14 protein-coding genes are annotated in these 13,818 nt (G+C 42.7%); 1 reads left to right on the plus strand and 13 read right to left on the minus strand.

Features of this window, described 5'->3' with window-relative positions:
- Positions 1-16: 16 nt before the first annotated feature.
- From C7E02_RS17405 to C7E02_RS17430, 6 genes are all read right to left on the minus strand, one after another.
- Entirely contained in the window at positions 17-1,474 is a 1,458-nt protein-coding gene (locus C7E02_RS17405) for a DUF5702 domain-containing protein (protein ID WP_105310262.1), read from the minus strand.
- 14 nt (positions 1,475-1,488) lie between these two features.
- The gene (locus tag C7E02_RS17410) at positions 1,489-1,677 is read right to left on the minus strand and encodes a Flp1 family type IVb pilin (protein ID WP_040015622.1); all 189 of its coding nucleotides are present in this window, start codon (positions 1,675-1,677) and stop codon (positions 1,489-1,491) included.
- A 95-nt stretch (positions 1,678-1,772) separates the two neighbouring features.
- Positions 1,773-3,041, minus strand: a complete 1,269-nt coding sequence (locus tag C7E02_RS17415; protein ID WP_242978973.1) for a hypothetical protein — start codon at positions 3,039-3,041, stop codon at positions 1,773-1,775.
- On the minus strand, positions 2,978-3,766 hold the full coding sequence (locus tag C7E02_RS17420; RefSeq protein ID WP_242978975.1) for a type II secretion system F family protein: 789 nt from the start codon (positions 3,764-3,766) through the stop codon (positions 2,978-2,980). The genes C7E02_RS17415 and C7E02_RS17420 overlap by 64 nt, the downstream gene beginning before the upstream one ends.
- On the minus strand, positions 3,681-4,892 hold the full coding sequence (locus C7E02_RS17425; protein ID WP_005335003.1) for a CpaF family protein: 1,212 nt from the start codon (positions 4,890-4,892) through the stop codon (positions 3,681-3,683). Before C7E02_RS17425 ends, C7E02_RS17420 begins: the two co-directional genes overlap by 86 nt.
- Positions 4,889-5,806 (minus strand): hypothetical protein, encoded by a 918-nt coding sequence (locus tag C7E02_RS17430; protein WP_029730610.1) that lies wholly within the window; start codon positions 5,804-5,806, stop codon positions 4,889-4,891. Before C7E02_RS17430 ends, C7E02_RS17425 begins: the two co-directional genes overlap by 4 nt.
- Positions 5,807-6,126: 320 nt before the next feature.
- On the opposite strand from C7E02_RS17430, the gene C7E02_RS17435 reads away from it, so the two are divergent.
- Positions 6,127-6,777: a 4'-phosphopantetheinyl transferase family protein gene (locus C7E02_RS17435; protein ID WP_005341863.1), complete on the plus strand. Its 651-nt coding sequence runs from the start codon at positions 6,127-6,129 to the stop codon at positions 6,775-6,777.
- Here the strand turns inward: C7E02_RS17435 and C7E02_RS17440 are convergent.
- The 7 genes from C7E02_RS17440 to C7E02_RS17470 form a co-directional block, all read right to left on the minus strand.
- Positions 6,762-6,971 carry a pro-sigmaK processing inhibitor BofA family protein gene (locus C7E02_RS17440; RefSeq protein ID WP_005341864.1) on the minus strand — a complete coding sequence of 70 codons (210 nt, stop codon included), beginning with the start codon at positions 6,969-6,971 and terminating at the stop codon, positions 6,762-6,764. The two genes, C7E02_RS17435 and C7E02_RS17440, sit on opposite strands and share 16 nt — an antisense overlap.
- A gap of 248 nt (positions 6,972-7,219) precedes the next feature.
- A complete protein-coding gene (locus C7E02_RS17445; protein ID WP_005341865.1) occupies positions 7,220-7,708 on the minus strand; it encodes a deoxycytidylate deaminase in 489 nt (162 codons plus the stop codon).
- Between the two features lie 12 nt (positions 7,709-7,720).
- The gene (upp, locus tag C7E02_RS17450) at positions 7,721-8,350 is read right to left on the minus strand and encodes a uracil phosphoribosyltransferase (protein ID WP_005341874.1); all 630 of its coding nucleotides are present in this window, start codon (positions 8,348-8,350) and stop codon (positions 7,721-7,723) included.
- 87 nt (positions 8,351-8,437) lie between these two features.
- Positions 8,438-9,499, minus strand: a complete 1,062-nt coding sequence (locus C7E02_RS17455; RefSeq protein ID WP_105310265.1) for an L-threonylcarbamoyladenylate synthase — start codon at positions 9,497-9,499, stop codon at positions 8,438-8,440.
- An 80-nt stretch (positions 9,500-9,579) separates the two neighbouring features.
- Positions 9,580-10,287 (minus strand): N-acetylmuramoyl-L-alanine amidase family protein, encoded by a 708-nt coding sequence (locus tag C7E02_RS17460; RefSeq protein WP_005341879.1) that lies wholly within the window; start codon positions 10,285-10,287, stop codon positions 9,580-9,582.
- A 130-nt stretch (positions 10,288-10,417) separates the two neighbouring features.
- Positions 10,418-12,748, minus strand: coding sequence for a glycosyl hydrolase family 18 protein (locus C7E02_RS17465; RefSeq protein WP_105310266.1), 2,331 nt, complete (start codon positions 12,746-12,748; stop codon positions 10,418-10,420).
- Between the two features lie 336 nt (positions 12,749-13,084).
- Positions 13,085-13,318 carry a hypothetical protein gene (locus C7E02_RS17470; RefSeq protein WP_005334973.1) on the minus strand — a complete coding sequence of 78 codons (234 nt, stop codon included), beginning with the start codon at positions 13,316-13,318 and terminating at the stop codon, positions 13,085-13,087.
- Positions 13,319-13,818 lie beyond the last annotated feature (500 nt).

Here is a 13,818-nt window from a genome sequence, read left to right on the forward strand (position 1 = left end):
TTGATTCATTTCGTTTTTAATTGTATCCAAAATATGTCGGAAAATCGTACATGATCCCACGACGCAGATTGCATGTGCTGTGAAATTCTACTCTGCTGATGCAGGCATCTGCCCGAAAAAATGTCTTTCCATATCGTATCTTTAAATTTTGTTCCACCATATCTAATGTACGCATCCCAACTTCATCCTGGGATTTCAGGAACAACAGCATGCGAAGGTATTCCCGATAAGCAAGTCCGCTTTCCATATCTTTACCACTATCTGCTGCCACATTTTCTCCTGCACTGCCAAGCTGCATCAGTCCGGAAAGGCTTAGTTTCCAATCCTCTGCGTTCTTTACAAGTGGTACTTTCCCTCCACTTATCAGCGTTCTAATATCCATGATTGCTTCACCATAAGCCCATGCAAGTAAAATTCCCTGCGCGGCACCCTCTGCCAGTTCCGGAAGTCCAATCACCGTACATAATGTAAGCGCTGCCGCCTCGGCTTCTGCCTTCTTTTCTGAATCCGTCTGGATATATGCATAATCTGGCACAAATCGGACCATAAGAAGCTTACTGGCAACTGTCTCCATATTTTCTCTGTCGCTGGCATGGCCTTCCAGAATATATTCCAGTTCATAGTCCAGACTCCCCGCACCTGCCATGTCACCAAGATTCCCATTGCCGAAGTCTTCATTAGCAGAATCTCCTCTGAGAAAATCTCCACCGACAGAATCTCCACTATTATAATTTCCATTGCCAGATTGCAGGCTATCTGAAGCCATCTTGAAATGTTCCAGCACGTACTCTCCAAACAGTAATTTACTGATTGTACTTCCCGATCCTGCTACATCTGAGAAATCTCCATATCCCTGATTTCGTTTTCTATGAGATACCATTTCCGATAACGTAATGCTTTTCTTTGACATTACACGTCCCTTTGGCATAATCAGATCTACAAGAGGCATGCTTTTTAATTTCGCCACATGCGATAAGGGATTCTCTTCCTCTGGAAGTTCCTCCTTCTGCGACAACAGCTCCTGTAATTCCTGTTCCGTTTTTGCCCCGTCCCTTTCATAATTTTGTAAAGCCTCCTCTCCTGCTTTCCATGTATCTGTCTGTCCAACCAGTTTCTTCACCTTATCCAGTCCGTATTTATTTTCCATATATGCCGTCACCTGCTCGTAAAATGCACTGGCACCTTGGTCCGTCAATAGCTGAATTCTTGTAATTTCCTGATTCATCCCGCTTGCTCCGTAATAGGCCAGCCGTTCCTTTAACAATTCTTCATTGTAACTGCCCGTCTCATAACTTCCTTCCAGCGCAAAAATTCCGTAGACTTCCCAGAGTTCCTTCTGATACTCTGCAAATATACTTTCCACCGCCCGTGTCATATCTGCTCTTCTGTAATTTTTTACATTCTGTAAAGAGGCACTTTCCAGCATTGCTCCGGCAAATGAAATAAGTAAAATAAATACCAGACTTAAATACACTGTGACTTCCCCCTTTAAATACCGCTGCTCTCGCTTGTGATCTTCTCGAAAATCGTCTCGACCAGACTTGTGAGCTGAGATTTGAATATAACGACAAGTGAAATCAGTACGACCAAAATTAAGATAATTTCCACAACTCCGACTCCGTCTTTGTTTTCCAATATTTCTCTCACTCTGTGTTTTAAATACCAGACTCTCCACATAATTAATCCTCCCGCTTTCTCTATTCTTGCTTCTCTACACCCGCTTTTCTATTCCGTCATATCTTCTGTGACATATTTTTATATTTTTACAATGCCTACATTTGTACGGTAAAAAATGCCGGGACTACAACAATCACAAGCACCTCTGCCAGCATCAGAAACATCGGAAGTAACAGCTTTGTTCCTGCTTCTTCCCCGAGCCGTCTTGCTCTTGCTTTTCGCTCTTCAAAAGACTGGATTGCTTCCAGCCGAAGCAGGTTATTTAGACCTTTTGTACCTTTTCTCAGGTTTTGTGACAGCAATGCACCAAATCTCATATATTCCTGTGTCCCGCATCTTCTTCCGAATTTCTCATAACATTCTGCTTCCGGAACACCGCCATCCATCTGTCGGCATGTATACTTCATTTCTTCATAAACTGCACGCTTCCCTTGCTGCTTTATCCGCGAATCGTAATCATTTACAATCTTTCTCCATGCTTTGCGGACCGTCATTCCTGCTCCTAAAAGTAATGTCAGCTTACTGATGACTTCCGGATAATCCAGACACATCTGTTTTTGTCTTGCCTGTTTTTCTTTTATCTCGTTCTGCTTGTCCAGCGCAAAAAACAGCACGGAAATCACAACTGCAGCCGCCATAATTACTGCACCTCTCCAGTTCATTACCGTATAAAAATGTATTTCCTGTCCGTCCACCTGTTTCGGCAATGTTAACGTCCCGGATTCTCTGGTATCCTGATCTTTTTCTGCCACTGTCCGGCGCACCTTTTCTAATAACGCTCCATCACTTCCGGTCATTCGTGGATAGACTATTGCCATACATTCATACAGTACCTGTTTTTCTACATCTTCCCGATACGTCAATATGGCTGTCAGCTTCACCGGTGTCCCTTCACTTACAAGCTTATCTTCCTTTAATTTTCCGTAAATATTGATCACATCATAGCGGTCAAGCTTCCATGTAACATCGATCGGCTTTCCTGGAATCTCGGTCAGAAGATTCAAATCCCGGTCCACATGATCCAGACTTATATTCTCCGCCAGAATCAACGAATCTATTTTCTTTACTGCCTGCTTTAATACCTGACTGATTTCCTGTTCTCCGTAGACCTGCTCTGTTACTTCGATCGGAATTTCCCCCAATACCCGGTCTTTTCCCTCTACACGCAGTTCTTCCGTCTTCTTCCCTTTGCCATAAGTTTTTCTTGTGATCTCCTCTACATTTTTTCTGTAGGCACCATTGTAATCCCAGATAAGAGCTGCAACGCCCACCGAAAACACCACTAACATGATCCCGATACTCAGACTTCGATCTCGATGATCTTTCGCCCAAGCCCGTATGCGCCCAAATATATGATCAGACATCCTGTCATCACTCCTCTTCCTGCTATATTTCCGTAAAGATTTCCCATAAATTCCGGAAAACTGACAGTCATATAAAGTACAATTCCAAAAGGAATGACCGACATCACCTGAAATTCATATTTTTTCGCCGCCAGCATTGTATCAATTTCCCGTTTTACATCAATTTTGTCTCCAATCTGATCCGCTGTATTGCGGATAATAGACATCAGATTTCCTCCACTTCTCTTGGCCGTGACAAAGACTCCGGCAAAGCTTTCCACATCTGGAAGCTTTGTTCTCTCGGACAGTTCTTCTACTGCCTGTTCCACCGGTACCTGTACCCGGATCTGCCTGACCATGATTTCCAGCTCACGTAGAATTGCCGCATCATCAGAGTAAAAAACCTGCATCTCTTTCAGGCTCTCTTTCACTGCATTTTCCACAGAATATCCTGTATTCAGTAAAGAGGAAAATGTCTGTATCAGTTCTTTGAACTGTACTAGAAATTCCTGTTCTTTTCGCTTAATGCATTCGTCCAGAAGCTGTATGTAATACCACACGCCTGCCGGAATCAACAATATAACTGCCACCCATGAGCGATAATATATCCATGCCGTTCCTGTCACAATCATGATGACCTTCAAGATCATTTTTACATATTCACACTTCTTTATATCCTGCTGCCAGTAACTTCTGTGTATGAACCAGGTCGTCCATTTTTCTCCAAGTTCCCTGAATTTTCCCATCCTTTTCTCCTGTCTCTTCGAATCTGTACAGTGGACTCACCAGAATCTCACCGTCCTGATAATCCAGGATTTCTGAAACCTCCAGTACTTTACGGCTTTTATCTCTGAGTCTTCCAAGATGCACAATAATGTCGATTCCTGATGCGATCTGTCTCTGAACTGCCCCCAAAGGAAGATCCATTCCCATCAGCACCATGCTCTCCAGCCTAGAAAGCATATCCTTAGGACTATTGGCATGACCGGTACTAAGACTTCCATCATGACCGGTATTAAGTGCCTGCAGCATATCAATTGCTTCGGCTCCGCGAACTTCCCCGACAATGATGCGATTTGGTCTCATCCGAAGCGCCGTCCGAATTAATTCGCGTATAGTAATCTCACCTGTTCCCTCAAGATTGGCGCATCTCGCCTCAAGAGTTACCAGGTTTGGAATATCCAGAATCCGTAGTTCTGCGTTGTCCTCAATTGTAATGATTCTTTCATCCTTTGGTATGTATTGCGATAAAGCATTCAGGAATGTGGTCTTGCCTGATCCGGTTCCTCCACTGATGAATATGTTGTAGCCTGCCCTAACAAGCTTTACCAGAAATTCTTTTACTTCCCGGCAGATAGAACCCCACCGGATCAACTGTTTCATTGTAATTGCTTCTTTTGGAAATTTTCTTATGGTTACTATGGGCCCATTTAAAGCGATGGGCCCCAGTACCACATTTACTCTCGACCCGTCCGGAAGTCTTGCGTCCACGATTGGAGATGCTTCATTTACGATTCGATTGGATCCTGCAACGATCTGTTGAATGACATCTTCCAGCTTCTCCCGCGAAACAAACCTTTTCCCGGATCTGATCAGTTTTCCTTCCTTCTCCAGAAATATATTCTCAGTCCCGTTAATCATAATCTCCGTGATCTTATCATCTTCCAGAAATTCCTGAAGAAGATCAAATTTCCGGAATGCATTAAATAATTCTCTGCCAAGCTCCGCCTTTTTCCCAAGCGGTATATATTCTCTGCCGGATGCCTCGTCCAGCACGCGGTGAATCAACTCCGTCAGCTCCTCATCCGGAATATCTCTGGACAGATCCAGTTCCTCCAGAATCCTCGCATGAAGCTGTTCCGCCTGTATCATGTGCGTTGCTCCTTTCGTATGATCTTACGTCTGACATCCTCGTAGCCCAGAAGTTCCAGTTCTGCCTCGAACTGCTCCACCTTCGCCTCTGCGACCGGCTCATCAATCGTAAGCATGTGAATCTCATTACAGATCCGAAGCACCCGGTAAATGTCCCGAACGCCTTCATCCATATCCAGAATCACGATTTCATAAATACTTTGTTCTATAATTTTCTGTATCAGCCTGATCCACTCTTCCGAGTCAATCTCCTTAATGTCTTCGGATACAGGCATCGGTACTATATAATCCAGATTTTCCGAGTGTCTCACAATAGTTGTAAGTACCGTTCCGATATTGCTCTGTTCCTGCCTTGCATAGTACAGGACATCTGCCAGTGTCTGTGTTCCTTCCGGAAAATGTCCACCTTCTCCACCGTAAGTTTCCATTCCCAGATACAATACATTTGCCTCCTTTGCCAGTTTTCTTCCAAGCCGGATTGCATAGGTTGTCTTTCCAATTCTTCTCACCGGAGAATATACCGCAATTACTCTGCAGTTCTTTTTACCGGTAATCTTTAAAAATATCTGCTTCTCGTCTCCTGATATGCTGCACTGACGAATCATTTCCGCCAGGATCTGATCTCCCGGCTGGTATTTGTAGATCGGCACCTCCCGGTTTTCCAACGCCACCTCTCTTTCTGGTGCGATTACAAATACCATACCGGCTTTTACCTGTTTTCTGGAATCTTCCGGATACTCCGAAGATATGAACAGAAAATCGATCTTCTCTTTCTCCTGTATAGCCAATACATAAGAAAGATCACTGCATGTCCTGACACGGACCGCCAATTCTTTCTGTCTTGTAAGATACTGTGCAAACGCGGAAGCAAATTTTGTCTCTGGATCACAGATTACCAGATTTTTGCTCTCCACATATTATCCCTCCTCTTCTTGTGTGTTCTCTCGTTATCTTCTTAGGAATTCATGACCGGAATAAATGGTCGAATAACATTGAATTACTTTGAATAACTTGAATGGTTATGTCTTGCCAACTAGAATATAACAATCAGATGTCTTGGATTATAGACAGGCTTTCCCCTTTTGTCTATCCCTTTTTTAGAAAATGTAAAACTTTGTGCAACATAGATAGATTTGTTTTTATCAATCATTGAAAATCATCTGGAAACAGTTATAATATATCCATAGAATTTTAAAACTTACCGACTTTATCTCACTGGAAAGGAGTCCATATTATGGAGTTCAAATTCTTAAAATTACGCGATTTACAAGGTAAAACTCCTTCATTTCCTGCTGCAGGCGAAGTACACATTATCTATGTGCCGGAACCGGATGACAGCAACTTGCACAAAGCAGGTGCCGGGCGTGCCATGATCAGAGAAATCCTTTCTTATTATCTGTGTATTGACAAAGGTCTGGTATGCCTGCATGAATCCAGGCATGGCAAACCCTATCTTGCCTCTCCGGCAATCGGACGGAATCTTTATTTTAATATTTCTCATACCGAAGGCTACCTTGCATTTGCAATGTCAACCTCTACACCACTAGGTATTGATATTGAAAAAGTTGACAGAAATGTCAGGCTTCAATCGCTGATGGGACGTTTTTTTCACGCGGAGGAAATTAAAAAATTTCTTGATTACTCTGACGAAGAGCGTGTAAAACATTTTATCCATTATTGGACTTTGAAAGAATCCTTCGTAAAGGGACTTGGAACGGGTATGACAACTTCTTTCACTTCTTTTTATCTTACGAAGGAATCCGAACGTACATTTTACATCACTCCGGATAAAAAAGACCTCCAGGACGAATATTCATCCTGGAGAATCACTTCCATTCTTGCTCCCAAAGGGTTTATCTGCAGTGTTGCTTACCGGCTCTCATAAAAGGCCACACCATATAGCAGGGCAACCCCCGGGACTCCTAATGTTCCGGAGGCGGCCATTGTTATTGGATTCAGCCCCACCCTTACCGGAATCTCTTTTGACACGAAGAATCCATTTATCACAAGAATCAACATCACCCCGACTGCCATACGGATCAGAAAATTTATCATAAAATTCGAACATCTCTGTGACATATCCAAGCCTCCTTCTATTTTCATATATATCCTTGTTAAGCTTACCATATGACATATTTTAAAATATCCCCGTCTGATTTCTATTCAGAAATACTGTTTCATTTCATAGGTTTAATCTTAAAAATCAGTATTATTTATATAGCATACTATTTTTATCCCACATATTTTTCTATTTAAAAAAGAGGATCTCCTCCCGGAAATCCTCTCATCTGCTTCTCTATTCTGCCGATTTTTTAAGAATATCTAATTTACAATTCAATCTCTATCTTGCGATCCGATCTCTTGTATTGGTGATAAGCCACTCCTGCTGCATCGAACATACGCATAGATGCCTGTACAGCTGTGCTTCCATCATATTTGTTACAGTCGTAGATAACTTCTTTGATTCCACTTTGAATGATTGCTTTTGCACACTCATTACATGGGAAAAGAGACACATAGAGCTTTGCTCCTTCCAGACTTCCTCCACGGAAATTCAGAATCGCATTCAGTTCACTGTGTACTGTATAGACATATTTTGTCTTTAATGGATTTTCTCCTTCTCTCACCCACGGGAACTCATCATCTGAGCAGCCCTTCGGCAGTCCATTATATCCCATAGATAAAATCTTATTATCCTGACTGACAATACAGCACCCAACCTGAGTATTCGGGTCTTTGGATCTAAGTCCGGATAGCTTTGCTACTCCCATAAAATACTCATCCCAGTTGATATAGTCTTTACGTTTATCACTCACTGCTGCTTCCTCCTATTTCGTTCCGAAAATACGATCTCCAGCATCACCAAGTCCCGGAATAATATACTTATGCTCGTTGAGTTTTTCATCCAGAGCACCGATATAAATATCTACATCCGGATGCTCTTTCTGCATACGTTCTACGCCTTCCGGAGCTGCTATAATGCACATGAAACGAATATGTTTCACACCTTTTTCCTTCAACATCTGAATTGCTGCTACGCTTGAACCTCCTGTTGCCAGCATAGGATCCACAACAAATACTTCCCTCTCATCACAGTCTGCCGGAAGCTTACAATAATATTCCACTGGTTCATACGTTTCCGGATCTCTGTAAAGACCGATATGACCTACTTTTGCAGCCGGAATCATGCTCAGCATTCCATCGACCATTCCCAGTCCTGCACGTAAGATCGGTACAACTGCCAATTTCTTCCCACTTAATTCTTTTCCAACCATCTTACAGATTGGTGTCTCGATCTCTACATCCTGTAATTTCAGATCTCTTGTTGCCTCATAACACATAAGAGCCGCAATCTCCCCAACAATCTCACGGAACTCCTTGGAACCAACTTCTTTTCTGCGGATATAATTCACTTTGTGCTGGATCAGCGGATGATCCATAATCTGTACTTTAGACATGTTTTTCTCCTCCATCTCATGACATGTTTATCAGTTTTTTTAATATCCGGCACACATCTGATTTGATCTGCACCACATAAAGAGCCATCAGGCATCTATCACATGATGTCCTGCTGCCTTTAGCAATCGATTCATAATTGCACTGCCGATTCCTCCGGCTGCAAATGATTCACTATATATATACTCTACTTCAGCATCATCGAACTCGCGCAATACCGCATACAAATGATTGGCGATAGTTGCTTCGTCTGCCCTTGTTCCTATGCTTTTCACTACGTCTGCCTTGTATCGGCCTACAGTCTCTTGTGTTCCGATCACACCGACTCTGTGTCCTTTAGCTATACGCTCTGCAGACATCTGGTTGATCGCATCGATCACAAGTTCCATCGGTCCCTCCACAATACTAAGATCCGCTTTCGGAGCATAATGTCGATACTTCATCCCCGGAGCTTTCGGTTTCACTTTGCTGTCCGGCGTGATCAATGTTCTGTCAATGTCTACTTCACCGATAAGTTCTGTGAGCATCTCCTTTGTAATCGCACCAGGGCGTAAAATCATAGGCGGTGTTACAGTCATATCCAGAATGGTAGATTCAACTCCGATATCTACTGCTCCTCCATCTAAAATCATCTCGATCTTACCGCTTAAATCTTCTTCTACATGCTCAGCTTTCGTCGGGCTCGGACGTCCTGAAGTATTCGCGCTTGGCGCAGCAATATACCCGCCGCCCGCATCGATCAAAGCTCTTGCGATCTCATCACTTGGCATACGTACTGCAACTGTATCCAGGCCTCCTGTTGTCTCATATGGCACTTCCTCTGTCTTCTGGAAAATCATTGTAAGCGGTCCCGGCCAGCAAGCATCAGCCACTTTATAAGCAACTTCCGGAATAATATCTGCAATCTTATCCAGTGCTCCCATATTCGTAATATGCACGATCAGAGGATTATCCGAAGGTCTGCCCTTTGCCGCATAAATCTTGGTTGAAGCGGTCTTATTCAAAGCATCAGCACCGAGACCATATACTGTTTCCGTTGGAAACGCTACCAGTCCACCTTCTTTTAAAAAGTCTCCGGCCTGACCAATAATCTTCTTTCCTTCCTCTGTATTAAGTTGTTCTTTTGTAATTTTTTCTACTATTGTCTTCATGTTTGTTATTATACTACACCTGTTATCACTTTCCAAATATTTTTTCGAACCAAATCACGTCTGTCTGGCGATTTATCGTTCTATGTACCATCGGCAGCATTTTTCAGATACTCGTCAATTCCTGTTGCGATTGCCTTGGCAATTTTTTTCTGATAATCTTTTCCCGCCAGAAGCTCTGCTTCTTGTTGGTTGCTCAGGAAACCACACTCTACGATGATTGTCGGCACCTGAGTCCTCCTGAGCAGATAATATGTATCATTGGCCTTTTCCTGCCTCGTATTCTCACTGTCCGCGCCAAGAAGCGCCTGCTGCATCAGCTTTGCCGCTGTATGCCCTTCTACTGAATGGGAATAATAAAATACCTGTGCACCATGTATTTCCTCTTCGTGATAACTATTCTGATGAATGCTGACCGCAAGCCCCGGAGCCTTTTCATTTATCAGATCAACTCTCGCTTTCATATCCTTTATTTTGGAATTTCCGGAAGTTTCTCCTGCGAGCATCTGATCTTTTTCCCTGGTCATAACAACTTGATAACCTTTATTCTTCAGTTCTTTTTCCACTTGTTTTGAAATCTTAAGGTTGATATCTTTTTCCAGGACTTCATTGATACCAACCTTTCCCGGATCACTTCCCCCGTGACCACTATCTATAACAACAAGATCCATCTTCCGCTCTTGTTCACTTTTCACCTGATCCGATTGTACATATTTTTCCAGATTTCGGCTGACGGTATAGATTCCTGCCAGCGCCAGAAGTAATACTAACAATTCAATTTTCTTGCGCACTTCCTGAAACCTCCAAAACTTCGTATATTTCACCAAAGCACCTGTTTGTTTCAGTATATGAATTTTCCCATCTGTTCATTCAAAAAAAGAAAGACCAGAAAGTAATCTCACTCTCTGATCTTTCATCACTCTAATTTACATACTTCAAAATCAAATTCCAGATATCTGAACTTTCCTGTCCTAATGCCCATGCGGCAGTACCTGCAAGCTTATTCTCCTTCATGAGTTGAAGCTTCGGCTCAATCGAGGTTGCATCCTCCAGCCAGATTTCATATGTTACACCGTCAGCTTCCCAGGTCGCATAATTATTCCCGGTTGTTTCATCTAATGTTGTTTCTGCACCTGCCTGGCTGATCTTATCTCTGGCTGTAGACATTCCCAGTGCTTCACTTGTCACCTTCATCGGATAATCTGCTGCTTCTGTTCCTGCCTCCTGATTCAGTTCTTCCTGTGTTTTCGGCGTTTCCGACCACAGTCTTGTAAAGAACGGAATCCCACTGATCACTTTCTCTGCCGGTACTTCTTTGATCGTCTCCTCAATTCCTTCTTTTACAAATTCATAAGAAGATACTGAACCTGCTTCCAGTGAACTTCCATTATGCTCATCATATCCCATAATAATGACATAGTCTGCCATAACGCCCTGTTCTTTGCGATTGTACTGTTGATTATATCCCTTAGGAACATAATTATCCACCGAAAGTACGATACCATTTTGTCTGCATTTTACAGACAGTTCTCTGATAAATTGTATATAATGAACTCCACAATCTTTTGAAATCTTTTCAAAATCTACATTGATGCCGTCTATTCCGACCTGCATCACCGCTCCTATCAATTGATTGATAAGATTCTCTCTTCTCGAGCTATAGCTGAGTAATTGAAGTGATTCATCATTGGATCCGATTCCCCCATCGAAATCCCTGATAGCGGCCCACACTTCCAGGCCTGCCTGATGTGCATAATTTACATAATCTGTTGAAGCAATTGATTCAAGATTCCCTTCTGTATCTTTCACATGGAACCATGTCGGCACAATTGTCGTTAACCCTTTACTATCTGCAAGTCTCTGCTGCAAACCGCTATTGGCGGTACTGTTGGTTACATTATGCCATGCCATATTAATGGTATAATCTTTCTTGATACTGGTGTATTCCGGTTCCGTAAAATCGCGAGTAACATTCTTAGTTTTTTCATTCTTCAATGCATTTTTCTTCACATATCCGATATACCCGTCTTTTGTAAGAATCTTTTTCCAGTTCTGTTCATTCTCCAGAACGATCACTTCATCTTTTTTCTTCACATCTGTCACGATTGGGCTCTTAACCCCGCCGCGATATCGAACCTGTGTATCTGACTTCACTGTTGCAACCTGTTTCTTTCCCCAGTCACAAGTAATCATCACCCGGTTCGGACTATCATATACTTCATAATCTATATTCGTATATTGCTGAATAAAATCTAATGCGACATAAGTTGTGTTTCCTTCTGTCTTCAGGATAACATAATCTTCACTTTTCTTTTCTTTGGAAACACTGTAATCTTTGCTTCCGATTTCCACAGTTACAATATCTGTCGGCAGTGTGTACAAAAGCTTGTTCTCATTGGCATCCCAGTAAAAACGGCTGTTGATATAATCTCTTACAACTTCATATTGCACATACGCTTTCCCATCCGATATCATTCCGTGAGGTTCCACAATCTGATCATCTACCGTAATAGCCATCTGACTATCGTTTTCAATTCCATAATATTTTTTTACATCCATCCGTTCCTTTGACGGACTGTACTTCTTCCACAGAAATGCTCCTGCAATTGCGGCTATCCCAAGTATGATCAATAATAGGATCATCAATCCTACACGTCTTTTTCGCTTGCGTTTTGTCTGCGCTTTTCTTGCCGCCGGCCGTGCCGCCTGCTTTTTCTGATTCTTAGAGACCTTTTCTGCCTTCTGCGGTCTCTTCTTCGGTCTCTCCTGACCATCTTCTGATATCGGACATCTCTTCTTCGGTCTCTCCTGACCATCTTCTGATATCGGACGTCTCTTCTTCGGTCTCTCCTGACCGTCTTCCGATACCGGACGTCTCTTCTTCGGTCTCTCCTGACCATCTTCTGATATCGGACGTCTCTTCCTCGGTCTCTCCTGACCGTCTTCCGATACCGGACGTCTCTTCTTCGGTCTCTCCTGACCGTCTTCCGATACCGCCGGTCTTTTTCTCACCTTAGATTTTCCCGCTGACGATCCTGCATTTCTCGCTCTGCGGCGTTCTCTATCTTCTACGGCTGCCTTTCCTGACAAAGTTTCCGCATTCTCCCGACTTGCTTGTCCTCTCGCTCCGCCCTCAGTCTCCGTGCGGCCGGATGACTCCTGGCGTCGCTGATTCTGCAGATTGCTGGCGCTTTTTGCCCACTCCGCTTTTTTTCGCGGATCTGTGGTTCTCTTGATTTCCTTTTCGTCCATGCTGCACCTCCTACTCGCTATTATAACAAACGAGTGGACATGCGTCATCCTTTTTCGACAAATTCAGGCCTTGCTTATGAGGGTACTTACACACTTTTTTTCAAGAATGCCTCGGCATTCTTGCTGCGAGGTGCGCGTCATGCAATTGCATGACACACTTCTACCGCGCACCTCTGCAAGTCTACACTCCGTTTCGGTCGGCGCAAAACCATTGTCCACCGGACAATGTGCGCCCTGCCGGAGGCTATATCAGCTGGGTGATTGACTCCCACCACTGATACCAGCTTATTTCTCAACACCTATAGAGGTGGGAGTCATCTCCCAGCTGATATATTTTCATCTATCTTGTTCCTGCATCTCTACATCATCAAAACACAATTCTTTTATATCTCCATTATCATTCAACACATAATCCCGCATATAGACTGCATCCTCCCTCACAATGTGAGCCTGCACAATCTGCATGGGACTTGCCGGCACCCCGTTCATTAACATATATACTCCCTTTTTTTCATAACCTGCCAACTCTGAAAAAAGACTTTGATAATTCCTTTCTCTGGGGTCCCCCATGACTTTACCTCCTCCTCAATAATGCACTTCCCCGGTCGCATTGTCTTCGAGATCTGTATATGACAAACCAGAAGGATAAAATGCCGTGATACATTATCCCACATATCCAGACACGTCCACTTTTCTGCTAGAAAACAGCCGTGCATTACTATTCAACTATCTGTTGCTTTGTTACTTATCTGATTGATTTTTTCATGATCTGTTGTTATTTAATTTTTATTTGATTGTACTCTAATTGTTATCTGATTTTTTCTGATTGTTGTTTTTATCTGATTGTTATTACTCTTGAATCTTTGCGCGGAATTCACGCTATTTCTCGAATTCTTATTCTGATTGGCTAGATACTGTTAAGAATTACTTTTTAAGAAATATGTTCTAAAAATATAGTTACCAGGGAAAACTATTTTCTAGTACGGTCATTATAATGGATACTCTTTTTAAAAGCAAGCACTTTTTTGATTTTATATTTATTTTATTGAACAAAAAACTTTTTCTATGCT

Source organism: Dorea sp. Marseille-P4042 (genome assembly GCF_900290215.1).
GTDB lineage: Bacteria > Bacillota > Clostridia > Lachnospirales > Lachnospiraceae > Dorea > Dorea formicigenerans.